General features: G+C 70.6%; 24 protein-coding genes. 12 read left to right on the plus strand and 12 right to left on the minus strand.

What is annotated here, in order from left to right; all coding sequences use genetic code 11:
* Positions 1 to 4: 4 nt before the first annotated feature.
* From T336_RS0116985 to T336_RS0117005, 5 genes are all read right to left on the minus strand, one after another.
* On the minus strand, positions 5 to 997 hold the full coding sequence (locus tag T336_RS0116985) for a Bug family tripartite tricarboxylate transporter substrate binding protein (RefSeq protein WP_026433467.1): 993 nt from the start codon (positions 995 to 997) through the stop codon (positions 5 to 7).
* A 25-nt stretch (positions 998 to 1,022) separates the two neighbouring features.
* Positions 1,023 to 2,009 carry a Bug family tripartite tricarboxylate transporter substrate binding protein gene (locus T336_RS0116990; protein WP_019702103.1) on the minus strand — a complete coding sequence of 329 codons (987 nt, stop codon included), beginning with the start codon at positions 2,007 to 2,009 and terminating at the stop codon, positions 1,023 to 1,025.
* A 20-nt stretch (positions 2,010 to 2,029) separates the two neighbouring features.
* On the minus strand, positions 2,030 to 2,998 hold the full coding sequence (locus T336_RS0116995; protein ID WP_026433468.1) for a Bug family tripartite tricarboxylate transporter substrate binding protein: 969 nt from the start codon (positions 2,996 to 2,998) through the stop codon (positions 2,030 to 2,032).
* A gap of 47 nt (positions 2,999 to 3,045) precedes the next feature.
* Positions 3,046 to 3,678: a glutathione transferase GstA gene (gstA, locus tag T336_RS0117000; RefSeq protein WP_026433469.1), complete on the minus strand. Its 633-nt coding sequence runs from the start codon at positions 3,676 to 3,678 to the stop codon at positions 3,046 to 3,048.
* A gap of 285 nt (positions 3,679 to 3,963) precedes the next feature.
* Positions 3,964 to 5,760, minus strand: coding sequence for a sigma-54-dependent Fis family transcriptional regulator (locus T336_RS0117005; protein ID WP_026433470.1), 1,797 nt, complete (start codon positions 5,758 to 5,760; stop codon positions 3,964 to 3,966).
* Between the two features lie 249 nt (positions 5,761 to 6,009).
* Between T336_RS0117005 and T336_RS0117010 the strand changes: the two genes are divergently transcribed.
* The 7 genes from T336_RS0117010 to T336_RS0117040 all read left to right on the plus strand — a co-directional run bounded on the left by T336_RS0117010 (position 6,010) and on the right by T336_RS0117040 (position 14,382).
* The gene (locus tag T336_RS0117010; RefSeq protein WP_051647282.1) at positions 6,010 to 7,491 is read left to right on the plus strand and encodes an aldehyde dehydrogenase family protein; all 1,482 of its coding nucleotides are present in this window, start codon (positions 6,010 to 6,012) and stop codon (positions 7,489 to 7,491) included.
* A gap of 31 nt (positions 7,492 to 7,522) precedes the next feature.
* Complete coding sequence (locus T336_RS0117015; protein WP_026433472.1) at positions 7,523 to 8,290, plus strand: coniferyl-alcohol dehydrogenase; 768 nt, start codon at positions 7,523 to 7,525, stop codon at positions 8,288 to 8,290.
* Between the two features lie 103 nt (positions 8,291 to 8,393).
* Positions 8,394 to 10,607: a TonB-dependent receptor gene (locus T336_RS0117020; protein WP_026433473.1), complete on the plus strand. Its 2,214-nt coding sequence runs from the start codon at positions 8,394 to 8,396 to the stop codon at positions 10,605 to 10,607.
* Positions 10,608 to 10,621: 14 nt separating this feature from the next.
* On the plus strand, positions 10,622 to 11,395 hold the full coding sequence (locus T336_RS0117025; RefSeq protein WP_019700599.1) for an ABC transporter ATP-binding protein: 774 nt from the start codon (positions 10,622 to 10,624) through the stop codon (positions 11,393 to 11,395).
* Positions 11,392 to 12,381, plus strand: a complete 990-nt coding sequence (locus T336_RS0117030) for an ABC transporter substrate-binding protein (RefSeq protein WP_156957884.1) — start codon at positions 11,392 to 11,394, stop codon at positions 12,379 to 12,381. The genes T336_RS0117025 and T336_RS0117030 overlap by 4 nt, the downstream gene beginning before the upstream one ends.
* Entirely contained in the window at positions 12,378 to 13,409 is a 1,032-nt protein-coding gene (locus T336_RS0117035; RefSeq protein ID WP_026433475.1) for a FecCD family ABC transporter permease, read from the plus strand. Before T336_RS0117030 ends, T336_RS0117035 begins: the two co-directional genes overlap by 4 nt.
* A 250-nt stretch (positions 13,410 to 13,659) precedes the next feature.
* Entirely contained in the window at positions 13,660 to 14,382 is a 723-nt protein-coding gene (locus T336_RS0117040; protein WP_026433476.1) for a DUF2325 domain-containing protein, read from the plus strand.
* Positions 14,383 to 14,405: 23 nt separating this feature from the next.
* Here the strand turns inward: T336_RS0117040 and putA are convergent, their stop codons facing one another.
* Positions 14,406 to 18,161: a trifunctional transcriptional regulator/proline dehydrogenase/L-glutamate gamma-semialdehyde dehydrogenase gene (gene putA, locus T336_RS0117045; protein WP_026433477.1), complete on the minus strand. Its 3,756-nt coding sequence runs from the start codon at positions 18,159 to 18,161 to the stop codon at positions 14,406 to 14,408.
* Between the two features lie 95 nt (positions 18,162 to 18,256).
* On the opposite strand from putA, the gene T336_RS0117050 reads away from it, so the two are divergent.
* The 4 genes from T336_RS0117050 (at position 18,257) to rlmD (ending at position 21,467) form a co-directional block, all read left to right on the plus strand.
* The gene (locus T336_RS0117050) at positions 18,257 to 18,769 is read left to right on the plus strand and encodes an Lrp/AsnC ligand binding domain-containing protein (protein ID WP_051647284.1); all 513 of its coding nucleotides are present in this window, start codon (positions 18,257 to 18,259) and stop codon (positions 18,767 to 18,769) included.
* A gap of 100 nt (positions 18,770 to 18,869) precedes the next feature.
* A complete protein-coding gene (locus tag T336_RS0117055; RefSeq protein WP_026433478.1) occupies positions 18,870 to 19,199 on the plus strand; it encodes a hypothetical protein in 330 nt (109 codons plus the stop codon).
* 56 nt (positions 19,200 to 19,255) lie between these two features.
* On the plus strand, positions 19,256 to 19,942 hold the full coding sequence (locus T336_RS0117060) for a secreted signal peptide protein (protein WP_051647286.1): 687 nt from the start codon (positions 19,256 to 19,258) through the stop codon (positions 19,940 to 19,942).
* Positions 19,943 to 19,991: 49 nt separating this feature from the next.
* Positions 19,992 to 21,467: a 23S rRNA (uracil(1939)-C(5))-methyltransferase RlmD gene (gene rlmD, locus T336_RS0117065; protein ID WP_026433480.1), complete on the plus strand. Its 1,476-nt coding sequence runs from the start codon at positions 19,992 to 19,994 to the stop codon at positions 21,465 to 21,467.
* Between the two features lie 108 nt (positions 21,468 to 21,575).
* Here rlmD and T336_RS0117070 read toward each other — a convergent pair whose 3' ends face one another.
* A complete protein-coding gene (locus T336_RS0117070; protein ID WP_035226372.1) occupies positions 21,576 to 21,986 on the minus strand; it encodes a hypothetical protein in 411 nt (136 codons plus the stop codon).
* Between the two features lie 139 nt (positions 21,987 to 22,125).
* Positions 22,126 to 22,818, minus strand: coding sequence for a Bax inhibitor-1/YccA family protein (locus tag T336_RS0117075; protein ID WP_013594370.1), 693 nt, complete (start codon positions 22,816 to 22,818; stop codon positions 22,126 to 22,128).
* Between the two features lie 238 nt (positions 22,819 to 23,056).
* Here T336_RS0117075 and T336_RS0117080 point away from each other — a divergent pair, with 238 nt between their 5' ends.
* On the plus strand, positions 23,057 to 23,464 hold the full coding sequence (locus T336_RS0117080; protein WP_019700548.1) for a GlcG/HbpS family heme-binding protein: 408 nt from the start codon (positions 23,057 to 23,059) through the stop codon (positions 23,462 to 23,464).
* Between the two features lie 181 nt (positions 23,465 to 23,645).
* Here T336_RS0117080 and hemP read toward each other — a convergent pair whose 3' ends face one another.
* The 4 genes from hemP to T336_RS0117100 all read right to left on the minus strand — a co-directional run bounded on the left by hemP (position 23,646) and on the right by T336_RS0117100 (position 25,826).
* Positions 23,646 to 23,864, minus strand: a complete 219-nt coding sequence (hemP, locus tag T336_RS0117085) for a hemin uptake protein HemP (protein ID WP_013594372.1) — start codon at positions 23,862 to 23,864, stop codon at positions 23,646 to 23,648.
* Between the two features lie 96 nt (positions 23,865 to 23,960).
* A complete protein-coding gene (locus T336_RS0117090; RefSeq protein WP_013594373.1) occupies positions 23,961 to 24,368 on the minus strand; it encodes an ExbD/TolR family protein in 408 nt (135 codons plus the stop codon).
* A 6-nt stretch (positions 24,369 to 24,374) separates the two neighbouring features.
* Positions 24,375 to 25,091 carry a MotA/TolQ/ExbB proton channel family protein gene (locus T336_RS0117095; protein WP_026433482.1) on the minus strand — a complete coding sequence of 239 codons (717 nt, stop codon included), beginning with the start codon at positions 25,089 to 25,091 and terminating at the stop codon, positions 24,375 to 24,377.
* A gap of 36 nt (positions 25,092 to 25,127) precedes the next feature.
* The gene (locus T336_RS0117100) at positions 25,128 to 25,826 is read right to left on the minus strand and encodes an energy transducer TonB (protein WP_019700550.1); all 699 of its coding nucleotides are present in this window, start codon (positions 25,824 to 25,826) and stop codon (positions 25,128 to 25,130) included.
* Positions 25,827 to 25,899: the final 73 nt, after the last annotated feature.

Consider the following 25,899-nt stretch of genomic DNA (forward strand, 5'->3'; position numbering starts at 1 on the left):
CCCGTCACAGGGTGATGTTCGCGCGCCGGACGATCGGGGCGGCGCGCGACAGCGAGCGGCGCCAGATCTCCGCCGCCTGCTCCGGCGTGCTCAGCACGGGTTCCAGCCCCAGCGCCACCATGCGGGCCTGGACATCGGGCTGGGCGACGATGTCGCGCAGCGCCTTCGCGAGCGCCGTGATCGTCTGCGCGGGCGTGCCAGCAGCAGCGAACACCGCGAACCAGCCGGCATTGCCCATGTCGCGAACGCCCAGCTCCTCGAAGGTGGGTACCGGCGGCAGGGAGCGCACGCGCCGCTCGCCGGTGACGGCCAGCGGGCGCACCGCGCCGGAGGCCACCATGCCCTCGATGGCGGCCACGGTGAGGAACACCGCGTCCACCTGGCCGCCCAGCAGGTCCGTCAGCGCCGGGGCAGAGCCTTTGTAGGGAACATGCAGCAATTCCACGCCCGCCGATTCCGCCAGGGTCTCACCCGTCACGTGGGCGGACGATCCGGCGCCGAAGCTGCCGTAGCTCAGGCGGCCCGCTTTCGCGCGGCGCAGGAAGTCCGGCAGGTCCCGGGCGGGGCTGGCGGCGCGCACGGCCCACACCAGCGGTGCATTGGCGAGCACGCTGGCGATCGAGAAGCTGTCCTGCATCGATTTCCCCGGGGCGACTGGCTGGTGGGATGCCAGGGCCGCGATCACGTGGGTGGAGTTGCTGCCGAACATCAGGGTGTGGCCGTCCGGGGGCTGCTGGAGCACGCTGCGCGCGGCGATCAGCCCGTTCGCCCCTGGGCGGTTGTCGATGACCACCGGGACGCCCAGCGGGGCCTGGAGCTTTTGCGCGATCAGCCGGGCGATGGTGTCGGTGCCGCCTCCTGCGGCGAAGGGCACGACGAGGCTGACGGGGCGCTCCGGCCAGTGCGCGGCCCGCGCTGGCGCGGCATGCGCGGCGGCCAGCGCGGCAAGGGCGCCGAGGACCTGGCGGCGGGGAACGGTCGGTGAAGAAGACGGCATGGCGTGTCCGGTGGAGGGCTGGGAATCACTCGGGGCGGATCTGCCGCTCCCTGACGATGCGGGCATAGACGGCACGGCCTTCGGCGATGCGCGCAGCCATCTGCCCGGGCGTGCTGTAGGCCGGCGTGAAGCCCAGCGGGGCGAACGCGCGCGCCACGGCCGTGGACGCCAGCGCGGAGCGCATCGCGCCGTTGAGGCGGGCCACGATGTCCGCGGGCGTGCCCGCGGGCGCCAGCAGGCCGAAAAAGCCCTGGATCGTCAGTTCGGGCAGGCCGGCCTCGGCAGCGGTGGGCGTGTCGGGCAGGGCGGGGTCGCGCTGCTCGCCGGTCGTGAAGAGAGGCACCAGCTGCCCGGCACGCAGGGCGCCCAGCAGGGGGCCGGTTGCCTCGTCCATGAGCTGGGCGTCGCCCCGGATCACCGCGTCCTTGGCCATGATGGCGCCTTTGTAGGGCACATGCGCCAGTTGGATGCCGCTCACGGCCATGAAGATCTCGCCCAGCAGGTGGTTGCTGGAACCCATGCCTGCCGAGGCGAAATTCAGTTGTCCCGGGCGGCTGCGGGCGAGTGCGATGAACTCCCGCACCGACCGGACACCGACCGCCGGGCCGGTGGCGAACACGAAGGGCTGGGTGGCGCCGAGGCTCACCGGCACGAGCGTGGCCACATGTTCCTGTTGGGGATAGAGCGCCGGCGCGGCCGTGAGGCTGCTGCCGCTGCCCCACAGCAGCGTGTAGCCGTCCGGCCGGGCCTGTGCCGCGACCTTGGTGCCGATGCGCCCGCCCGCGCCGGAGCGGTTTTCGACGATCACCGGCTGCCCGAGCTGCGCGCCCAGTTCCTGGGCCACGGCCCGTGCCGACACGTCGGTGGACCCTCCGGGCTCGAAGGAGACGATCAGGGTGATGGGGCGCGAAGGGTAGCCCTGCGCCGTGGCCGGCGACGGACCGGACAGGGCCGCGACCACGGCGAGGAGCAGGCCGGCCGGACGCGCGGCGGAGAGGAGTCTGCGGTTCATGGGGTTTCCCGTGTGGTGGATCAGTCCAGCGATACGTCGGCCTGGCGGGCCACGCGCCGCCACTTCTCCAGTTCCGCCTGCAGCTTGCGGGTGAACTGCGCGCCGTCGGCGGCGCTCGCGGCCACGCCGCGTGCGTCCAGGCGGGCCTGCATGTCGGGCGCGCGGATCACCTTGTCCAGTGCAGCGGCCAGCGTCTTCACGATATCGGCCGGGGTGCCGGCGGGAGCGAACACGCCCATCCATCCTTCGGCGACCACTGCGCCATATCCAAGCTCCTGGAGCGTGGGCACGTCCGGCAGGGAGGGCAGCCGCCGGGGCGAAGGCGTGGCCAGCGCGCGGAGCTTGCCGGCCTTCAACTGGGGCAACACCACGGCGGCGGTATCGAAGGTGAAATCCACATCGCCCGCCAGCAGCGAACCCATCGCCTGCTGGCTGCCCTGGAACGGGACATGGGTGGCCCGGGTGCCGGTGGAATGGAGGAACAGCTCGCCGATCAGGTGGTTGGTGGAGCCCATCCCGAAAGAGGCGTAATTGAGCTTGCCGGGCTGCGCCCTCGCCGCGGCCACGAGGTCGGGCACATTGCGTGCAGCCGACGCGCCCGGCACGGCCAGCACGAAACCCACGCTGCCCACCTCGGTGATCGGCACGAAATCCCGCAGCAGGTCGTAGGGCGCCACCTTGCGGGTGACGGGATTGATCAGCAACTCGGCACCGGTGCCGAAGAGCAGGGTGTAGCCGTCCGGCCTGGCGCGTGCCACCGACTGCGCTCCGATCACCCCGCCGGCGCCCGCCCGGTTCTCGACGATCACGGCCTGGCCCAGCTCCACTGCCAGTTTCTCCGCGATGAGCCGTGCCGCGCCATCGGTACCCCCGCCCGGCGGGAACGCCACCACCATCCGAAGGGGTGCGTCGGGATAGCCGCCGGCCAGGGCGGGAGCCTGGGCGGCGGCCAGGCAGGCGAGGAGCAGCAGGCGGCGGATCGTGCGCATGGTGTCGGTCCTGTCGTGGAGGGTGCTGGCGCGTGTTCGGCGGCGGCTCAGCGCGCGGCCGCCCGTTCCCGCTCGCCCTGGGCCGCGGCGGCGGCCTCGGCCGCCAGGACGGCGGGCCGTCGGCCGCAGCGTGCCAGGTAGGCCTCGAGGTGAGGCCAGCCGCCGGTGTCGATGGCGTGCGCCCGCGTCCACATCGCGATCGTGTAGCAGTGCGCGTCGGCCAGCGTGAAGGTGCTGCCGGTGAGGTAGTCGCGGCCTTCCAGCCGGCTGTCCAGCCAGCCCAGCCTGGCATGCAGGTAGCCGCGCGCAATCGCCTTGTACTCCGGCGGGGTGACGGCCTTGAACAGGGGCATGAAGCCGCCCTTGTGCAGGTCCGCGGCGACGAAGCTCATCCACTCCAGCACCCGGTAGCGCGCCAGCCCGGCCGCGGGCAGCAGCGTATTGCCGGGGCACTGGTCCGCCAGGTACTGGGTGATGACGCAGCCCTCGCTCAGGTGCTGGCCGTCCGGCATCTCCAGCGTGGGCACGGTGCCCTTGTTATTGATGGCCAGGTAGTCCGTGCCGTCCTGCAGCCGCTTTGTCTTCATGTCCACCCATTCCAGATCGAGCGGCAGGCCCAGTTCCCTCGCGACGATGTCCACAGCGAGCGAGCATCCTCGGACTTCGTGATAAAGCTTCATGGCGGATGGCCTTTTTGGTGATCAAAAAATTGTTGAATTACTGCTATGCGATAAATGTGCCAATCAATTGGCGTGGGTAATACTGGTGTAAACACCAAAAAAAAGGCTGTTCCGCGCCATGGAGGTGCGTGCAGGCACGGTGGGCGTGCCATGGCGGCGCGCGGCTCGGCTGCCCGCACCGGGGTGGTGATTTTTCTGTATTGCGGTAAAAGCTGGGTTGCCCGTGTCGCGCCGCTGCCAGGGGTTGGCGTGCGGGCCTGGGCGGGAGGTGCGTGGCCCGGCGGTTCAGCGCCGCTGCCGGCCCACAGCCAGGCCATGCCGCCGGGCGCGGTAAAGCAGCGTCGCCCGGGTGATGCCGAGCAGCCGTGCGGCGGCTGCGGCGTTTCCCCCGGTCCGCCGCAGGGCGTCGGCCATGAGCGCAGCCTCGGCTTCTTCCAGCGTTCCCGCGGCCGGTGCGGCATCCGGTTGCCGGGCGCCGGACCATTCACCAGCCAGCCTGCCGCCGGCATCCTTCCGGCCGCCCGCGCCGAGGGAGAGCACGCCCGTGGGGAGCGTTTCCCCGCCCCGGAAGAGGTGGTGCACATCGATGGCCTCGCCGTCGTTGACCATGATGACCGCGCGCTCGATCAGGTTCTGCAGTTCGCGGATGTTGCCCGGATAGCCGTAGTGGAAGAGCGCCTGCACTGCCCGCTGCGTGAATCCGGGCGCGTCGCGCTGGTGGCGCTTCCGGTAGTGGGCGAGGAAGTGCTGCATCAGCAGCGGGATGTCGTCGCGCCGCTCGCGCAGCGGCGGCAGGTGGATGGGGAACACGTTGAGGCGGTAGAACAGGTCGGCGCGGAACTGCCCGGCGCGCACGGCCTCGCGCAGATCCACGTTGGTGGCTGCGGCCACGCGCACATCCACCTTCAGCGTGCGGGTGCCGCCCACGCGCTCGATCTCGCCCTCCTGCAGCGCGCGCAGCAGCTTGCCCTGGGCCGCCAGGCCCAGGGTGCCGATTTCGTCCAGGAACAGGGTGCCGCCATCCGCACGCTCGAAGCGACCGGGCCGCGAGGCGCCCGCACCCGTGTATGCGCCGCGCTCCACGCCGAAGAGTTCGGTCTCGACCAGCGTGTCCGGAATGGCGGCGCAATTGAGGGCCACGAACGGCCGTTGCGTGCGGCCACCGGCGCGGTGCAGGGCGCGTGCGAACATCTCCTTGCCGACCCCCGATTCGCCGGTGAACAGCACGGTGGCTTGCGTGGGCGCCACGCGGCGCACCATGTGGAAGGCCGCATTGAAGGCGGACGAGGCACCGATCAAGGTGCTGTCTCCCGGCCCGGTAGTGGCCGCCACGGTGCTGGCGGGCGGGCGCCATGCCGGCGGAGCCGCAGCCGGGGCGGCCGGTGCGGAGTTACCCAGTTGCAAGTGGCGCAGTTCTTCCTGCACGTCGCCGCCCCAGCGTTCGAGCGTGCGGCCCACCACGCGGCAGTGTGCATCGCCCGCCGAGCGGCACTCCGTTTCCCGGAACAGGATCAGCCGGCCGAACAGGGTGCTGACGTAGCCGGTCGCATAGCCGGTCTGCATCCAGCAGGCCGGCGAGCCGGTCACACCGTAGGCGGCGATGTGGCCGTCGTCCTCGCTCGCGTTGTGCCAGAGGAATTCGCCGTCGTAGTCACCCGTGGCCGCGTCATAGCGCACATGCACGACCTCCACATGGACCACGCCTTCCAGGGAGTGCAGGCGCGCGCCCGCCACGGCGGCCACCGCCGGGTCGGCGTCCGGCCATTGCCGCCGTACCAGCTCGGCGTCGCGCACGCCCGAGAGATAGCCGGTGCGCGTGAGCAGGCCCCTGGCGGCGTCCAGGCCGATGGTCTCGATGAGTTCGCGCCGCAGCGAGCCCAGCGCCTGGGCATGCACCAGCACCATGCGCTGGTCCTGCAGCCAGATGCGGCCGTCGCCAGGTGAGAAAAAGAGGCATTCGCTCAGGTCCGCCACCGTGGGGTGGCTGTCGGCATCGACCTCGCGCAGGTCGAAACGCCAGCCCGCGCCCCCGCCAGCCACTTTCGCCAGCTCCGCAAGTGAAACGCGGGTGGGTAGGTTCATCTGTTTTTGTCTGTCAGCATCCATTTTCGGCATCCACGAATGCATGCCAGCATAACTTTGGGGGCAGGGTGGAGTGCATGGCCCGATGCTGCCTTTGCATCAGGGAAAACCCCCGAGATCGCCTCGGGAAGGGGACTGCCTTGCGCCCGGCCCGGGCCTGCCGCAGGCCGTGCTGGTATGCGGATTGCGCAATGCAGGCCGGCGCGGACGGTTCCAACCGCGCTTTTTCCATCTTCAGAGGAGACAGACATGGGTTCATCCGAACATGCGCACCTGGCCTGGGCCCGGCCGGAGTGCTGGGACGGCGCCGCCTTCGATGGCGGCTGGTCCACCCGCCTGGCCGGACGCGAGGAGGTCATCGAGCCGGCTACCGGCCAGCCGTTGTGGGGCACGGGGATCGCGGACGCCGCCGACATGCAGGCCGCGATCGGCCGCGCCCACGCCGCGCAGCCGGCCTGGGCCGCCACCGGGCCGCGCGAACGCGCCGCCATCCTTTTCACCGCCGCCGGCCTGTTCGAGCGGCATCTCGACGAGCTGGCCCTGGCCATCGCCCGGGAAACCGGCGGCATCCTGCCCAAGGGACAGCTCGAAGCGCGCGAGGCGGCCACCCTGTGCCGCATCGCCGGCGGGCTGCCCCTGCAGGCACAGGGGCAGGTGCTGCCGTCCACGCCCGGCCGGCTTTCGATCGCGCGGCGCGTTCCGCACGGCGTGGTGGGCGTGATCTCGCCGTTCAATTTCCCGCTGGTGCTGGGGCTGCGTTCGGTGGCCCCGGCGCTGGCGCTGGGCAATGCCGTGGTCCTCAAGCCCGACCCGCGCACCCCGGCCGCCGGCGGCTACCTGCTGGCCCGCGTGTTCGAGGAAGCGGGCCTGCCCGCCGGCCTGCTGCAGGTGCTGCCGGGGCATGCCGAAGCCGGCGAGGCACTGGTGGCCGATCCGCGCGTGCCCATGATCGCCTTCACCGGCTCGCCCTCGGTGGGACGGCGCATCGGCGAACTGGCGGGGCGCCATCTCAAGAAGGTGTCGCTGGAACTGGGCGGCGCGAACAACCTCGTGATCCTGGAGGATGCGGACCTGGATGCCGCGGCGAGCGCAGCCGCCTTCGGTGCCTGGTTCCACCAGGGCCAGATCTGCATGGCCGCCAACCGTGTGCTGGTGCATGCCTCGATCGCGCCGGCCCTCCGGGAGCGCCTCGTGGCCAAGGCGCGGCACCTCCCGGTCGGCGACGGCGCCGGCGGGCAGGTGGCCCTCGGGCCGATGATCGACGCCCGGCAGCTGGCGCGCTTCGACGCCATCGTGCGGGACACCGTGGGGCAGGGTGCCACGCTGGAGGCCGGGGGCACGCACGACGGCCTGTGCTACCGGCCCACGGTGCTTTCGGGCGTGCGGCCCGGCATGCGCAGCTTCGACGAAGAACCCTTCGGGCCGCTGGTGAACCTCGTCACCTTCCAGACCGACGACGAGGCCGTGGCCCTGGCCAACCACAGCGAAGGCGGCCTGGCCGCGGCGGTGATCGGCCGCGACGTGGCGCGCGCCATGGCGCTGGCCCAGCGGCTCCATGCCGGCATGGTGCATGTCAACGACCAGACGGTGAACGACGACTGCACCAATCCTTTCGGCGGCCCGGGCCTGGGCGGCAACGGCAGTTCCGTCGGCGGTCCCGCGGACCTCGACGAATACACCCGCTGGCAGTGGCTGACCGTCAAGGCCGCGCCGCCGGCCTTCCCGTTCTGAAGACAGCGACAACGACCAGGAGACAGACACCATGCAATTCCACGGCAAGACCATCGTCATCACGGGCGTGAGTTCCGGCATCGGCAGCGACACCGCCAAGCTGCTGCGCGGACAGGGCGCCCGCGTCATCGGCATCGACCGCAACGATCCGGCGCTCACGCTGGACGGCTTCGTGAAGGCCGACCTGTCCGGGCCCGAGGCCATCGATGCCGCCGTGGCGCAGCTGCCCGGCCGCATCGATGCGCTGTGCAACATCGCGGGGGTGCCGGGCACCGCGCCGGCCGACCTCGTGGCGCGCATCAACTACCTGGGGCTGCGGCACCTCACGCAGGCGCTGCTGCCCCGCATGCCCGAGGGCGGCAGCGTGGTGAACGTGGCCTCGATCCTGGGGGCCGAGTGGCCGCAGCGGCTCGAGCCGCACCGCGCGCTCGCGGCCACGCCGGACTTCGCGGCGGGGCAGGCCTGGCTGGCGGAGCATCCGGTGCCCCAGGAAACGTGCTACCAGTACTTCAAGGAGGCGCTGATCGTCTGGACGCTCACGCAGTCGCAGGCGATCTTCATGGGGCGCGGCGTGCGCATGAACTGCGTGGCGCCGGGCCCGGTGATGACGCCCATCCTGGGCGACTTCGTGCGGATGCTGGGCGACGAGCGCGTGCGCAAGGATGCCCACCGCATGAAACGGCCCGCCTTCAGCGACGAAGTGGCGGCCGCCATCGGCTTCCTTTGCAGCGACGCGGCGCGCTGGGTGAGCGGAGTGAACCTGCCCGTGGACGGTGGACTGGCATCGACCTACATCTGACGCATTGCATGGGGGGCATGCATTTTGTTAATGCAACACGATTGCGTTAACATCGGAGGCAGCGGCACGGCGGTTCGTGCCCGCGCGTCGCCGACAATATTCCATGCCTCTCTGTTCCGTTTCCCGGCCCCGCGCGTGGGCCGTCCTGCTGGGTACCGTGCCCGTGGCTGCTATGGCGCAGTCGTCCGCTTCCGGGCCGTCGCCCACCCAGCTGCCGGCGGTGGAGGTGCACGAACGCGCGGAAACGCCGCGCCTCGCGCAGCCTGCCGCCGCGGCCTCGCGCCTCGGGCTCACGGTGCGCGATACGCCGGCCTCCATCGACGTGGTGCCGCGCGATATGCTCGCCGAGCGCGGGCTGCGCACGGTGTCCGAAGCCGCGCAGGCCGCGGTGGGCGTGCTGGCGGGGGATTTCCCGGCAGAGCCGGCCGCGTTTTCCATGCGCGGCTTCGCCAACAGCCAGATCAACACCCTCTACAACGGCATCAAGATCGGCCCGCCGAACATGACCTCGCGCGTCATGGGCACGGCGAACCTCGAGCGCGTTGAGTTCCTCAAGGGGCCCGCGTCGCTGATGTCGGGCGAAGGCGCGGCCGGCGGCGCGGTGAATTTCGTCACGCGCGCCCCGCACCGCGGCCCGGTGGAGACCGAAGTGGCCGCCGCGGCCGGATCCTTCGGCGAGCGGCGCCTGTCCATCGGCACCGGCGGCACCACGGCCTGGAAGGACGTGGATTTCCGCCTCGACGCGAGCGGCTCGGACAATGACGGCTTCGTGCGGGACACGGGCCAGCGCCTGTGGCACCTGTCGAGCGGCCTGGACTGGTACCTGCGGCCGGGGCTCAAGCTGTTCGTGGCCGCGGAAGTGCAGCGCGACCGCGGCCATCCGTACTGGGGCACGCCCCTGGTCTCCGCGTCGGCCCCGGGCATCCAGTCGCAGCCGGGCGTGGTGTCCGGCACCTATGTCTCGGGCTTCAACGGCAGCGTGCTCGCACCGGTGGCCATCGACCGCCGCACGCTGCGCACGAACTACAACGTGCTGGACAACCGCAACGAAGCGCGCGAGACCTGGCTGCGCACGGGCGTGGACTGGCGCATCGACGCGGCGTGGTCGCTGCGCAGCCAGTTCTACCGCTACACCGCCACGCGCTCGTGGCTGAACAACGAAGTGCTCGCGTTCAATACCGGCACCGGGCTGGTGGACCGCGAGCGTTTCTTCGTGGCGCAGGACCAGACGACCTCCGGCAACAAGACAGAAGTGCAGTGGGACGGCCGCCTCGCGGGCCGGGAGAACCGCTTCGTCGCCGCCCTGGAGCTGAGCGATACCGACCTGGACCGCCCCGGCGCCGCCAACTTCCCCGGCGACAGCGTGTCGTTGATTGCGCCCGACCGCGGGTTCTACGGACCGCTGGTGCAGCAGCGGCAGACGACGCAGCTGCGCAATGCGGCGATCGCGCTGGAAGACCGGCTGCGCATCACGCCCGCCGTGGCCCTCATCGCGGGCCTGCGGCACGAATCCATCGAGCTCGACCGCACTTCCACCGACGCGGCCGGCGCGGCGCGGCGCGGCTTTCCCTACGGCAAGACCTGGCACCCGACCACCGGCCGGCTGGGCCTGACCTGGGAGCCCGCGGCGGGCACCATGCTCTACGCCCAGGCCGCGACAGGTGCCGACGTGGCCGCCAACAACATCTTCCTGCTCGGCCCCGCCCAGCCGCTGGAACTCACCCGGGCGCGCAATGCCGAGGTGGGCGTGAAGCAGGGCTTCTGGCAGGACCGTGGGGAATGGACGCTGGCGCTCTACGACGCCGAACGCCGCAATGTCTATGCCGGGCAGGGCGGGCAATCGCTGGCGCGCGCTGGCGCGCTGCAATCGCGCGGCGCGGAGATGTCCCTGGCACTGCGGCCCGCGGCCGCCTGGAGCGTCTGGGCGCAGCTCGCCCTCAACCGCGCGCGCTACGACGATTTCGTGCTCGCCAATGGCACTTCCTTCTCCGGCAACATGCCCCCCAATACCCCGAAGGTGATGGCCAGCGTGGGCGCAGCCTACCGCTTCAACGCGGGCCTGCCGATGCAGGTCTCTGCTTCGCTGCGGCACGTGGGCGAGCGCTTCCACAGCGACGCCAACACGGTCCGCCTGTCGGCCTACCGCGTGATCGATGCGGCCTGGAGCGTGGACGTGGCCCCGGGCACCCAGCTCACCCTGCGGGGCCGCAACCTGGCGAACAAAGTCTATGCCGCCTGGGCGGATCCGTTCTACCCGGACCAGATCCTGCTCGGCGCGCCGCGCAGTTTCGAGCTGGCCCTGCGCTGGACGCTCTGATCGCGGACGGCGGCATGGTCGTGGCATTGCAGGCCGAGGGCCTCGGATGGAAATCGCCGCGCGGCGACTGGCTGCTGCAGGGCGTGGGCCTGGAAGCCATGCGCGGCGAGTGCGTGGCGCTGGTCGGCCCCAACGGCGCGGGCAAGAGCACGCTGATGAAGCTGCTCGCGGGCCGGATGGCGCCTTCCGCGGGCTCGGTGCGCTGCTGCGGCCGGGACGTGGCCCGCTGGCCGGCGGCCGAGCGCGCCCGCAGCGTGGCGGTGCTGGGGCAGGATGACGGGGCGCAGGGCCGCCTGCGGGCCCGGGACTATGTGGCGCTCGGCCGGCTGCCGCACGAAGGCCGCGTGGCAGCCGCCGACCACGCACGCGCCGTGGAGGGCGCGCTGCGCACCTGTGGCGTGCAGGCGCTGGCGGAGCGGCCGCTGGGCAGCCTGTCGGGCGGGGAGCGCCAGCGCATGCACCTGGCCCGGGCGCTCGCCCAGGCGCCAGAACTCCTGCTGCTCGACGAGCCGACCAACCACCTCGACCTGGCGGCGCGCGCCGACGTGCTGGCCCTGGTGCGCGGCCTCGGCATCACCGTGGTGGCCGTGCTGCATGAACTCGCATTGGTACCGGCATTCGCCGACCGGACCTGGGTTTTGCAGGCTGGCCGCCTGGTTGCCGAGGGGCCGCCCGCCCGGGCGCTGGGCGTGGAATGTGTGGCGCAGGTGTTCGGCATGGAGCTGGTGCACACTCGGCACCCCCGGCACGGCGGCACGCTCTGGTCCTTCGAGCGGGAGGCCGCATGACGGGCTGGTTGCGCCGGATTGCCGGGTTGGCGTTACCGATGGCGCTGTTGCCGGCTGCCGTGGCGGCGGGCGTGGCCCCGCCGGATGCCGGTGCCGCATTTCCCGTGACGGTGTCCAACTGTGGGGAGCCGCTGCGCATCGAGCGGCCTCCGCGCCGGTTGGTCGTGCACGACCTCAACATGACCGAAATGGCGCTCGCCCTCGGACTGCGTCCGGTGCTGGTCGGCGTGACGGGCATCACCGGCTGGTACAAGCAGACGGGCGAGGCTCTGCTGCGCACCCTGGACGGGGTGCCCGAACTGGCGCCCAAGTACCCCACGATGGAAACGCTGGTGGCGGCGCGGCCGGACCTGTTCTTCGCGGGCTGGTACTACGGCATGCAACCCGGTGGCGAGGTGACTCCCGCCACGCTCGCGCGGCGGGGCATCCAGACCTTGGTGCTGACCGAAAGCTGCGCGCAGAACCAGGCGGACAAGCCCCGCGCCACCATGGACCTGCTCTACGGCGACGTGCTGCGCCTGGGCCAGGTGTTCGGCCGCAACGCGGAGGCGCAGCGCCTCGTGGAAGGCTGGCGAGCGCGCGTGGCTGCGGCCAACCGTCCCGCGCTGGCGCACCGGCCCGGCGTCTTCGTCTATGACTCCGGCGAGGACAAGCCCTTCACCGCCGGCCGGGCCGCCATGCCCACCGCGCTCATCGATGCCGCGGGGGGGCGCAATGTGCTGGACGACCTGCCCATGAGCTGGGGCACCGCCTCCTGGGAGGCCGTGGCGCAGCGCAATCCGCAATTCGTGATCCTGCTCGACTACCAGAACGGGCAGGGGCCGGACCATCTTGAACGCGTACTGCGGGAGCATCCCGCCATGCGCCTTGCGGATGCCGTGCGCGAAGGGCGCTTCATCGTGCTGCGCTATGCCGAGCTCACGCCCGGGCCTTTCAACATCGGGGCGATCGAGAAGATCGCACGGGCGCTGCGGGGCGTGCGTTGAACGCCCCGGGAACCGCGCATCCGGCGCACTGGCAGCGCTGGATGCCCGGCCTGCTGGGGCTGGCGCTCACGGCGCTGGCCCTGCTGTCGCTCAAGTTCGGCGGGGTGGAGGTCGGCTGGCAGGACGTGTTTTCAGCCCTGGGCGCCTGCGCGCCTGACGGCACAGGCGCCATGGCGCAGACCATCGTGCGCGATCTGCGCCTGCCGCGCGTCCTGCTCTCCATGGCCGTAGGTGCGGCGCTCGCCCTCGTGGGCAGCCTGTTGCAGACGACGACGCGCAACGACCTGGCCGACCCGTTCCTCTTCGGTCTGTCGTCCGGCGCGTCCGCCGGCGCGGTCGCCGTCATCACCCTGGCTGGAAGCGCGCTGGGCATGTGGACGCTGCCGCTGGCCACGTTCGCGGGAGCCCTGGTTGCCGCCGGGGCCGTATTGCTGATCGTGCAGGGCGGCCAGGGCCAGGGGCCCGCGCGGATCGTGCTGGCCGGCGTGTCGGTGTCGTTCCTCTTCGGGGCGCTGACCCATGCGCTGATTTTTGCGGGCGACCAGCGCGCCGCGCATTCCGTCGTGTTCTGGTCGCTGGGCGGACTGGGCCTCGCCCGCTGGGACAACCTCTGGCTGGCCGGTGCCGGGCTGCTGGTGACGGCACTGTTCATTGCGCGGCGCCACCGGGCGCTCGACGCGCTGCTGGCGGGCGACGACACCGCCCACAGCCTGGGCGTGGAGCCGCAGCGGCTGCGCCGCCAGGCCTTCGTGGTGGCGGCTTTCGCCACCGCCTGCTGCGTGGCCCTTTCCGGCCTGATCGGTTTCGTCGGTCTCATGGTGCCCCACCTGGCGCGCCGCCTGGCCGGGCCGCTGCACCGGGCCTCCTCCGTGGTCGCCGCCGTATCGGGTGCGGCCCTGCTGCTGGCCAGCGACCTCGTGGCCCGGTCGCTGCTGGGCGCGCAGGAACTGCCCGTGGGCATCGTGACTTCAGGGCTGGGGGCGTGTTTCGTGATCGTGCTGCTGCGGCGCGGCAGCGGCACCATGTGAGTCTCGACAGGGCATCGCAAAAAAAGCCTGGCTACGCGGGCAAACCGTTGGCTGGCAAAAACGACCCATGGGGCCTGGTTCAGGCCCGGAGTCGCCCCACGATGAAACCTGTCTGGGCGGCTGCCCCACCGCAAGTGGGGTGGGGCAGCGATTGACGGCAGTGTAGCATTAAATGAGAATGCTTATCAATACATTTTTGCCGGGTGGTCATTGCCATGGCCACTGGCCATGCCTTCTGGAGGGACGTTGCATGGAAGGTTTTCCTGGACCGGTGCTGGATGAGCACCGAGCGCTGCTGGCGGAGTACGGGCGGGCGCAGCAGCGCTGCAGCCGCGACCTGGCAGAGCAGGCGCGGCAGATCGAGGTGCTGCAGGCCGAAGTGTTGAGGCTGCGGGCGCGCGCGCTCGTGGCGGAAACCGCGCTGGCGTATGCACGGGAGGATCGGCGCTGCCAGGAAGAAGCACTGCCGGGCCTGCGCCGCCGCCGGGCCCTGGCCCGGCAGGTGGAGGGGCTCACGCAGCGGCTGCAGGGCCTGATGCGGGAAGTGCTGCACTGGCAGTGGCGCGCGGCCGCGCCGGCCGGTGCGAACCATGCCGCTGGAGCAGGGAAGGGCACGGCCCAGCGGGCAGAGCCGGACGGGCCGGCTCCACAGGCCGTGGTGTGCATCGCGCGCGGACCGGGCGGGGCGCTGGTGGCGCGACCTCTCGGCCCGGGCGAGCTTCCCGCTTCCAGCGATACAGGACAGGCTGACGCGGCCTCCAGCCTGCCCGGCGACGCGGCGGCCTTCGAGGCCAGCCTGCGGGCCGCGGATTTCGTGATCTGCCAGACCGGCTGCGTGGGCCACGACGACTATTGGCGCGTGCAGGACCACTGCCGCCGTACCGGCAAACCCTGCGTGCTGGTGGACCAGCCGCAGGTGGTGCACGTCATGCGCGGCCTGGCGCGTGCGGCCCCGGCCGTCGCCGAAGGCTGATTCCGCCCGGGCCGGCTGCCGGCTCACTCCATGGTCATCAGGCTGGCATTGCCGCCAGCCGCCGCGGTGTTGATGCTGACCGCGCGCTCCAGGACCAGGCGTTCGAGCGGTACCGCGGCATCGCCGGGCGCATGGCCCGCGACGCCCACGATCGGCCCCGGCCGCGTTGCCATGGCCTGGCACACCTCCCGCAACGATGCCTCGGTGCCATGGTGCAACACGGCATCCACGGCCACCGCGGGCGCACGCCAGTCGGCTACCAGCACGATGCGCTCCTGCACCATCGCCGGCAGGCTGGCACGCAGCGTGGCTGCGGCCGACGGCCACACGGCGTGCCCGTCCACGGACAGCACCGCAGCCAGTTGCACCAGCCTGTCCGCATCGGCATCGGCGAGGCAGAGGACGCGTTCACGGGGTGCCACGCCGTATTGGTTGCGCTCGCCGGTGGGGCCGGGCAGCGTGCGCAGGCGGCCGGTGGGCGTGTCCTGCGCGAACTGGCGGCAGGCCGACTCCAGTGCGCCCTGGCCGGCGCCGTGCGCCCATTCCTGCAGCGCCTGCAGCGGGGCTGGGACGGTGGGCGCATTGCCTTCACCGGAGCCCGGGGCGGCCATCGCTGCGATGGCAGTTCGCGCCGCGCCGGTGGGTGCCTGGGTCACCAGCCGCAGCAGGTACAGCGGGCCGCCGGCCTTCGGCCCGGTGCCCGACAGACCTTCGCCGCCGAAGGGCTGCACCCCGACCACCGCGCCCACCATGTTCCGGTTCACGTAGAGATTGCCCGCGCGGGCACGGCGCAGCACGCCTTCCACCGTTTCGTCGATGCGCGTGTGCAGGCCCTGGGTGAGCCCATAGCCGGTGCCCGCGATGCGGTCCAGCAGCGTGTCCAGCCCGCTGCGCGGATAGCGCACCACGTGCAGGACCGGGCCGAAGACCTCGCGCTCCAGTTCCGACAGGTCCTGCAGCTCGATCAGCGTGGGTGGCACGAAGGTGCCCTCTGCCCCGGCCTGCAGCGGCACCGGCACCTGGTGCACCGTGCGGCCACGCTCGCGCAGGGCCGCCACGTGGCGCAGGATGCCCTCGCGCGCTTCGGCGTCGATCACGGGCCCCACGTCCGTGGCGAGCTGGTCGGGCCGGCCGATGCACAGTTCCGCCATGGCGCCGCGCAGCATCTCCAGCACGCGGTCCGCCACGTCGTCCTGCAGGCACAGCACGCGCAGCGCGGAGCAGCGCTGGCCTGCGCTGTCGAAGGCCGAGGCGACGGCGTCCGCCACCACCTGCTCCGCCAGGGCGGAAGAATCCACGATCATCGCGTTCTGGCCACCCGTCTCGGCGATCAGCGGCACCGGCCGGCCGGTAGCGTCCAGGCGGCCCGCCACGCTGCGCTGCAGGATGCGGGCCACGTCGGTGGAGCCGGTGAACAGCACGCCCATCACGCGCCCGTCGCCCACCAGCCGGGCACCCACGGTCTCGCCCTGGCCGGGCAGCAATTGCACGGCCGCGCGCGGCACACCGGCAGCGTGCAGGATGCGCACCGCCTCGGCCGCCACCAGCGGCGTCTGCTCGGCGGGCTTGGCGAGCACCACGTTGCCGGCGGCGAGCGCGGCCGCCACCTGGCCCATGAAGATCGCGAGCGGGAAGTTCCAGGGGCTGATGCACACCACGGGGCCGAGCGGCGTCCATGCGTCCCCGCCCGTTTCCGCTCCCGGGCCGAACAGCGTCTCCACCTGGGCCGCATAGAAGCGCAGGAAGTCCACCGCCTCGCGCACCTCGGACACGGCGTTCGCGCAGGTCTTGCCCGCCTCGCGCACCAGCAGCGACAGCAGGGCGGGCGTGCGCTGCTCCAGCGCGTCGGCGGCGCGGCGCAGCGCGGCGGCCCGCTCCGCGGGGGGCGTTGCGGCCCATGCGGGGGCTGCTGCCTGCGCCCACTGCAGCGCCTGGTCCACGTCGCCGGCGCTCGCCTCCTGCACCGTGCCCACCACGTCCGCATGCCAGGCGGGGTTGCGCACCGGCAGGCGAGGGCCTTCCTGCACAGGCCCGGCGAGCAGCGGCACCGCCTCCCAATCCTGCTGCGCGTAGTGCTGCAGGGCATCGGCCAGGGGCGCGAGGACCGCCTCGCTCGCGAGATCCAGCCCCGCGGAATTGCGGCGCGCCGGTCCATAAAGCGCGGGCGGCAGCGGAATGCGCGGGTTCATCCGGCCCGGGACGGGTTCAGCGGCCACCGCCGCCACCGGGTCGGCCACGAGGCTGTCCAGCGGCAGCGTGGCGTCGGCCACGCGGTTCACGAACGAGGTGTTGGCGCCGTTTTCCAGCAGCCGGCGCACCAGGTAGGCCAGCAGCGTCTCGTGCGTGCCGACCGGCGCATAGACCCGGCAGGGCCGGTTCAACCCTGCGGCGCCCACGACCTGCTCGTACAGCGGCTCGCCCATGCCGTGCAGGCACTGGAATTCGTACTGGCCCGGCGTGTAACGATCCGGGCCGGCCAGTTCGTGGATCGCGGCCAGCGTGTGCGCGTTGTGCGTGGCGAACTGCGGATAGACGGCGTCCGGCGCCGCGAGCAGCCGGCGCGCGCAGGCGATATAGGACACGTCGGTGTGTACCTTGCGCGTATAGACCGGGTAGTCCTCCAGCCCGTCCACCTGGGCCCGCTTGATCTCGCTGTCCCAGTAGGCGCCCTTGACCAGCCGCACCATCAGGCGGTGGCCGGTGCGGCGCGCAAGATCGACCACGTGGTCGATCACGAACGGGCAGCGCTTCTGGTAGGCCTGGATGACGAAGCCGATCCCGTTCCAGCCCGAGAGCGACGGCGCCGCGCACAGCGCTTCGAGCAGGTCCAGCGAAATCTCCAGCCGGTCGGCTTCCTCGGCATCGATGTTCAGCCCGATGTCATAGCCGCGCGCCAGTTCCGCGAGTTCCAGCACGCGGGGGAGCAGCTCCTGCATCACCCGGCCGTGCTGTGCCCGGCTGTAGCGCGGATGCAGCGCCGACAGCTTGATGGAGATGCCGGGGCCCTCGTAAACGCCGCGGCCCGCCGACGCCTTGCCGATGGCATGGATCGCGTCCACGTACGACTGCAGGTAGCGCCCGGCATCGGCCGCGGTGAGCGCGGCTTCGCCCAGCATGTCATAGGAATAGCGGAAGCCCTGGGCCTCGCGCGGGCGGGCATTGGACAGCGCCTGGGCGATGGTCTCGCCGGTCACGAACTGCTCGCCCATCATGCGCATCGCCACGTCCACGCCCTTGCGCACCAGCGGTTCGCCGCCGCGCGCCGTGATGCGGCGCAGCGCAGCGCCCAGGCCCTGCTCGCTGTGCGTGGCCACGAGCCTGCCGGTGAGCAGCAGGCCCCAGGTGGCCGCATTCACGAACAGCGACGGGCTCTTGCCGAGGTGCGATTCCCAGTCGCCGCCGCCGATCTTGTCGCGGATCAGCGCGTCGCGCGTGCCGCTGTCGGGAATGCGCAGCAGCGCCTCGGCGAGGCACATCAGCGCCACGCCCTCCTGCGAGGACAGCGCGAACTCCTGCAGCAGGCCCTGCACCCAGCCGGCCCGTCCGCCCGCGCCCTTGCGCTCGCGCAGCCCGCCCGCCAGCCGCAGTGCCAGGGCATGCACGCGCTGCGCCGCAGCACCTTCGATGCGCGCCTGCTCCAGCAGCGGCGCGATGGCTTCCGGCTCGGGAATGCGGCAGGCCGCGGTGATCGCGTCGCGCAGCGGCGCGGCCCCGGCAGGGGGCCGCGGTGCGAAGGCCGCGAAAGGCCGGGTATGCAGGGAAGGGGGCGGGGCGTTCATGGCGGTGCGGTCCGGGGGCGGGACGAAGGTGGAGGGAATGCCTGCGATCATCTCGCCGAGGCGATTGAATTAATGCGCAAAAATGCCGGACATGAATGAATCTTTCACTATGGATTGGATGTGACGTGGATGAGATAGACAGGGTGGACCGCAGGATCCTGGCAATCCTGCAGGACGACGGCCGCATCTCCAACATCAAGCTCGCCGAGCGCGTCGCGCTGTCGCCCACGGCCGTGCTCGCGCGGGTGCAGCGGCTCACTCGCGAGGGCTACATCCTGGGCTACGAGGCCCGGCTCAATCCGCAGAAGCTCGGCGCCGGCATGCTCGTGTTCGTCGAGGTGCTGCTGGACCGCACCACGCCCAATGTGTTCGACCAGTTCAAGGCCGCCGTTCAGGTCCATCCGGCCATCATGGAGTGCCACATGGTGGCGGGCGGGTTCGACTATCTGCTCAAGACCCGGCAGGCCGACATGAATGCCTACCGGCAGTTCGCCGGGGAGGTGCTCTGGCAGCTGCCGGGTGTGCGCGAGACGCGCACCTATGCGGTGATGGAAGAGGTCAAGCATTCGTTCCATCTCGCGCTGGATGAGCGCCCCGTGCGCGCCTGACCGCGCTGCAGGGGAGGGCAGGCGCCGCAAAGTCCGCAATAATCGGCCTCGCGCCGTCCGGTTCCGGCCGTCCCGCCACCCCTACCCAGGAGCTTCGCCGATGTCCGCCTGCCGTTCCGTCCTGTTCGCCGCCGCCGCGCTGTCCGCCGGACTGTGGAGCGCCTCGGCCTCCGCCGCGTGCTACGTGGTCTATTCCTCCAGCCAGCAGGTGATCTACCGGTCGCAGACGCCGCCGGTCGACCTGGCGCAGCAGATCCACCAGACGCTGCCGCGCATCGCGCCGGGTTCCACCCTGGTCTTCTCGCTGGACAGCGGCGATTGCCAGATCGAGTTCAACCGCCTTCCGGCCAGTGCCTCGGTGCCCGGCTCCCGCGTGGGCCTGCCGCCTTCCGATCCCGTGCCGCGGCTGGTACGCCCCGCACGCAGCTGACTGCCGGGCAACCACGTCCCCATCCTTTCCGATCGCGGTCCACGAAGGAGCGCCCGATGATTCCCAGGCCCCCATCTTTCGCCTGCCTGCTGTGCGCAGTGGTCTTTCTGGGCCTCGCGCAGGCGGCTCCCGCGCCGGATGGCGTGCAGGAAGGCGCCGCGTGCAGTGGGGCCCTCCGCCAGGCTTTCTCGGCGCAGGACCCGGCCGCAGCGCTTCCTGAGGCATGCCGGCGCCTCGGGCCGGTGGCGCTGGGCATGCGTCAGCAGGATGTGGTGGACGCGCTCGGCAAGCCGGACGCCACCCGGCACGGTGCGGCCCGGCCGGACACGGTCCTCGTGTACCTGTACCCGCGCGGACTGAACGAGCGGCTGGCTCGCCATCCACTGCCCGCCGGCTCGCTGGCCCATGGAGAGCTGGCCATCCGTGTCCGCGACGACCATGTGGTCAACGTCATCGCCTTCGGGCCCCACGGCGAGCTGCCCGGCTTCGGTCTCCCGGGGCTGGCATTGGGGGCGGACGCGGGCGCGGTACTCCAGGCGATCGGTGGGCATCCCCGGTGGAACGCCAGCCGCGACTATGTCCAGTTCGCCAGGATGCCACTGGGCCTGGAGGTGGATCCGGACACGTCCGTTGTCGTCGGGCTCGACATCGCGGCCACGAAGCAGGACCTGGACCAATTTTCGCTGCCGCCATTGCGCCTGGACAAGGACGGACGCAGCGGCCTCGTCAGCGGCATCCACTGAGCGCCGCGCGCCGCCGTCCGTCCGATGGCCGGCCTGAGACAATCGGGGGATGAGCGACCCCACAGAACATCCCGAGATCCTCCAGGACCCATCTTCTTCCGCACCCGCGCAAGGGCGCACCGACCTCCCGCCGGGCTGGCTGGAGGTCACCTCCATGGACATGGACGCCCAGGGCGTGGCCCGCAGGCCCGACGGCAAGGTCGTCTTCATCGACGGCGCGTTGCCCTTCGAATGGGTGAGCGCCAACACCCACCGCAAGAAGAACAACTGGGAACAGGCCAGCCTCACGGCCATCCACCGCGAATCGCCGCAGCGCGTGCGTCCCGGCTGCCCGCATTTCGGCCTGCATGCCGGCGCCTGCGGCGGCTGCAAGATGCAGCACCTGCACGTCGGCGCCCAGGTGGCCGTCAAGCAGCGCGTGCTGGAGGACAACCTCTGGCACCTGGGCAAGGTGAAGGCCGAGACCGTGCTGCGGCCGATCGAAGGGCCCGCCTGGGGCTACCGCTACCGGGCGCGCCTGGCCGTGCGGCATGTCGAGAAAAAGGGCAAGGTGCTGGTGGGCTTCCACGAGCGCAAGAGCCGCTACATCGCCGACATGGAAGTCTGCCCCGTGCTGCCGCCCCACGTGAGCGCCATGCTGCTGCCCCTGCGCGCGCTCATCGCCTCGATGGATGCGCGGGACACCTGCCCGCAGATCGAGCTGGCCTGCGGCGACGACGTCACCGCCCTGGTGCTGCGCCACCTGGAGCCGCTGTCCGAGGCCGACATGGACCGGCTGCGCGCCTTCGCCGCCGCGCATGGCGTGCAGTGGTGGCTGCAGCCCAAGGGCCCGGACACCGTGCACCTGCTGGAAGAAGGCGGTCCGCAGCTGAATTACGCGCTGCCGGACTTCGGCATCACCATGCCTTTCAAGCCCACCGACTTCACGCAGGTCAACCCGCACATCAACCGCGTGCTGGTCACGCGTGCGCTGCGCCTGCTGGATGCGGGCCGCGATGATCGGGTGATCGACTGGTTCTGCGGCCTGGGCAACTTCACGCTGCCCATCGCCACGCAGGCCCGCGAGGTCGTCGGCATCGAGGGCAGCGAGGCGCTCGTCGCCCGCTCGCGAGAGAACTACCGCAAGAACCAGGACGACCGGCCGCAGGGGCAGGTACTGGCCCCCACCACGTTCGTGGCGCGCAACCTGTTCGAGATGACGCCCGACATGCTCGTCGCCGACGGCGTGGCCGACAAGTGGCTGGTGGATCCTCCGCGCGAGGGGGCCTTCGCGCTCGCCAAGGCCCTGGCCGACATCCACCAGGCACGCATCGGTGCGGAAGATGCGCCAGCGCTGCCCGCCTCGGCCGAAGGCTGGACGCCGCCGCAGCGCATCGTCTACGTGAGCTGCAATCCGGCCACGCTGGCTCGGGATGCAGGCCTGCTGGTACACCAGGCGGGCTACCGCTGCGTGGCGGCCGGTGTGGTGAACATGTTCCCCCACACGGCGCACGTCGAGAGCATGGCGGTGTTCGAGCGCGCCTGAGATCGGGAATGGTTCCGTGAGCCTGGCCGCCGTTGCTTGAGCGGCCCACGGGCCGCGCTGGCGGGCTCGGGTGGCGCAGACCGGCAGGCCTGCCAGGTAAAGCCGGCTTCAGCTCCGGCTGCGGCCCGACCCGCCTTCGCGGGTTTCGTCGGTGCGGCCTTCCTCCGTGCGGCGGGCCGGGGTGGCCGGAGGCTTCTCCAGGTTGCCCAGTACCGAGGGTGCGCCCTCCAGCTTGTTCTCGCGCATGTACTGGTCCATTTCCTTCCAGCCGGCGAACACCTGGGCCTTCGAGGCCTTGGGGTTGAGGGTGAAGCAGTCCTCCAGGCCCCGCAGGGCGTGGCGGCAGGCACCGCCGATGGCCTTGGCCTCGGCTTCCTTCTGCACCGCGCGCGGATCGGGGCCCAGCCCTGGAATGTCGCAGCCCGACAGCAGCAGCGGGGCCGCCGCGCATGCCACGAGCCAGGAAAGCCGGCGGCCGGGCGGCCGGGCGAAGGGGAGGGCTGTGAGGCGGTGTGGCATCTTCCAGTCATTATCGGCCGCGGCGCCGGATCATTGAGGCCCGTGTGCGCCCGCCCTGAGGAAAAGCAAAAAGGCCTCCACGCGGGAGGCCTTCTTTTCCTGCCGGGAGGGCCGGGGCCCCCCCGGGCATGCCGGGGCGTCAGTCGCGCTCGCCGCCCATGATGCCCAGCAGGGCCAGCAGGCTCTGGAACACGTTGAAGAGGTCCAGGTACAGCGCCAGCGTGGCGCTGATGTAGTTGGTCTCGCCGCCGTCGATGATCTGCTTCAGGTCATACAGCATGTAGGCGCTGAAGATGCCGATGGCCGCCACCGAGATGGCCATCATGCCGGCCGAGGATCCCACGAACACGTTGATGACCGAGCCCACCAGCAGGACCATGGCACCCACGAAGAGCCACTTGCCCATGCCGGAGAGATCGCGCTTGATCACCGTGGCCAGGCTGGCCATGACCAGGAACACGCCCGCCGTGCCGGCGAAGGCCGTCATCACGAGGTCGGTACCGTTCTTGAAGCCCAGCACCATGCCGATCAGGCGCGAGAGCATGAGGCCCATGAAGAACGTGAAGCCCAGCAGCACCGGCACGCCGGCTGCCGAGTTCTTGGTCTTCTCGATGGCGAACATGAAGCCGAAGGCGCCGCCCAGGAAGACGATCAGGCCCACGCCGCCCCGCAGGGACTGTGTGATGCCGGTGGCCACGCCCAGCCAGGCGCCCAGCACGGTGGGGACCATGCTCAGTGCGAGCAGCCAGTAGGTATTGCGCAGCACGCGCTGGCGCTGCTCCTGCGAGACGCCGTAGCCCGCAGAACCCAGAACGGTGACTTGATCATTCATCTTCTCTTGCTCCCTTTGCCTGTTGAGGCCTGCGAAGTGCAGACCGGCAAATTCTAGGTGGTGGCTTTCTGCAGGCTTTCAAATAACCTTTGCCACTCCCGACCTTTTGGGATGCAGTGTTTTGCCGTGGACAGCCCGTTGGCGGGCGATGCGGGCGATATCCTCCGCAGGTTCCGTACCGGCAGGACGCGGCTGCGGCCTGCCGTTCCTCCACCCGTTTTCCATTCCACCGGATCCCATGAAGACCAAACACGAGCTCGAATTCGCCGACGTCAAGACAATCGCCGCTGCCGCGGAAGCGGAAGCCCTGCGCAACGGATGGGCGGTGACCATCGCCATCGTGGACGACGGTGGCCATCTGCTCTCGCTGCAGCGCCTGGACGGTGCCGCGCCCCTGTCTTCCCACATCGCCCCCGGCAAGGCCCGCACGGCGGCCCTGGGCCGCCGCGAGAGCAAGGTGTACGAGGACATCATCAACGGCGGCCGCACCGCCTTCCTGACGGCCCCGTTCATCGACGGCATGCTCGAGGGCGGCGTGCCTATCATGAAGGACGGCCAGTGCCTGGGCGCCGTCGGCGTGAGCGGCGTCAAATCGAGCGAGGACGCGCAGATCGCCCGCGCCGGCATCGCGGCCATCGGCCTCTGACCTCGCCCCCGCCGGCGCCCCCGGGGTGCAGGACGCAAGCAAAAAAACCGGCCTCGAGAGGCCGGTTTTTCTTTGGGAGATGCAGTGGGGAAAAAAAGCCTGGCTACGCGGGCGAACCGTTGGCTGGCGAATACGACCCGGCGGACCGGCAGGCGGCCCGGGAGTCGCCCCACGATGAAACCTATTTGGTGAGGATCAGCTTGCCGAGCTTGGTGGCCTGCAGGCGGTAGATGGAGCCGTTGTGGAAGATCGCCACGGTCTTCTGCCCCTTGAGCAGTTCGCTGCTGTCCACCGCGGGGGCCGAAGGCGCCGCGCGCCCATGGGCCTCGGCCTGCCGGTCGGAGCCCGGGGCGCCGAAGAAGGCTGCGGAAGGGGACAGGGCGGTCAAGCTGGCGTGCATGGGGTGGATCCTCGGTGCGTTGGCAATGGATTAATGATAACCATTCTCAATTGAGCGTCAAGTCCGGACCCGGCTTTATTGCAAGTATTTGTTGCCTCACTGCGGATCGGTGACGAAGCCGATCTTGCGTACGCCTGCGCGCTGCGCGGCCGCCATGGCCTGGGCCACGCGCTCGTAGCGTACGCTCTTGTCGCCGCGGATGTGCAGGTCGGGCTGCGGGTCCTTGGCGGCCTCGGCTTTCAGGCGCGGCTCCAGCTCCTCGTCGCTGATGTCCGTCTCGTTCCAGTGGTACTTGCCGTCGGCCGTGACGCTCAGGCGAATGGTCTCGGGCTTGACGTTCTCGCGCTCCGCGGAGGCGCGCGGGAGGTCCACCGGCACGGCATGCTTCATGACCGGCACGGTGATGATGAAGATGATGAGCAGCACCAGCATGACGTCCACCAGGGGCGTCATGTTGATCTCGTTCATCACCTCGTCGGCGTCGTCCTGGGTTCCGAATGCCATGGCGCGTCAGCCTTTCTTGATGGGCAGGACCTTGCCCTGGTCGGCAGGGGCGCTGACGCGGGCGCCGGTCACGAAGTAGGCATGCAGGTCGTGCGCGAAGCTGTTGAGGCCGTTCAGGATGGACTTGTTGCCCCGCACCAGTGCGTTGTAGCCCAGCACCGCGGGAATGGCCACGGCCAGGCCCAGGGCGGTCATGATGAGCGCTTCGCCGATCGGGCCGGCCACCTTGTCGATGGTGGACTGGCCCGAGGTGCCGATCGCCACGAGGGCGTGGTAGATGCCCCAGACGGTGCCGAAGAGGCCGATGAACGGCGCGGTGGAACCGACCGACGCCAGGATGGCGAGGCCCGATTGCAGGCGGGCGGTGAATTCGTCGATGCAGTTGCGCAGGCTGCGCGTGATCCAGTCGCTGACGTCCAGGCTGTCGTGCAGGTGTGCCTTGGTGTTGCGGTGGTGCGCCGTGGCTTCGCGGCCTTCGAGCGCAAGGTGCCGGAACGGGTTCGACGGATCGTTGCCCAGCTTTTCCATGCCGGCGGCGAAATCCTCGCTGTGCCAGAAGTCGCGTGCCGCGCGGGCGTGTTTCTTGAACTTGATGATGTCCAGCGCCTTGATGAGGATGACGATCCACGAGGCGAGCGACATGCCGAGCAGCAGCACGGCGACGGCCCGGGTGACGAAATCACCCTGGATCCAGACGTTGGCAATGCCGAAATGCGATTCCATGAGAACTCCTGAAGCTGAAAGAGATATGCGAGACGTTTAATCGAGGACGAAATTGAACGGAACCAGGTTCCACATGGTTTCGGGGACACCGTTGCGCTTTCCGGGCACGAACTTGTAGCGCATCACCGTTTCCATCGCCAGGCGGTCCAGCCGGTCATAACCGCTGGATTTGTTGAGTTCCACCTTTTGCGGAAGGCCGTCTGCGCCGATCAATACTCGCACCACCACCTTGCCCTGCTCGCCCAGCCGGCGACTGATCGCCGGGTAGGAGGGCTTGGGGTTGTTCAGGTAGGCCGCATCGCTGGAGGGCAGCTCGACCTTGGGGGGCGCGGGCGGCGCTGGCGGGGCCGGAGGCGGTGCGGGCGGCGCCTGGGGCGCCGCGATCGGGGGCGCAGGCGGCTGCGGCTCGGTGATGCCGACCGGCGCACTCGGCGCCGGTGCGGGATCCGGGATGGCCACGGGCATGGGCGCGGGACGCGGGGCCGGCGTGCGCGGTGCGGGCTTGGGTGGAGGAGGGGCCGGCTTCGGGGGCGGTGGAGCCGGCGGCGTCGGAGGTGCGGGGGGCGTGATGAATTCGCTCAGCACTTCCGCGGGAATGATGACTTCGGCCGCCTTGCGCACCAGGCCGGATTGCAGGGCCCAGAGGCCCGCCACATGGAGCAATACGACCGAACCGGCGATCACCGCATTGCGGCTCACGCCCCCGGGGGAGCCATAGCGATCAAACTGGGACATAAGAATGGGTATTTGCCTGCGCAGTGGAGGGAAGGTCGGTGCAGGCGCACCGTGCAGGGCAAAGGCAAAGGGG

The organism is Paracidovorax oryzae ATCC 19882, from assembly GCF_000687165.1.
Taxonomy (GTDB): Bacteria; Pseudomonadota; Gammaproteobacteria; order Burkholderiales; family Burkholderiaceae_C; genus Paracidovorax; species Paracidovorax oryzae.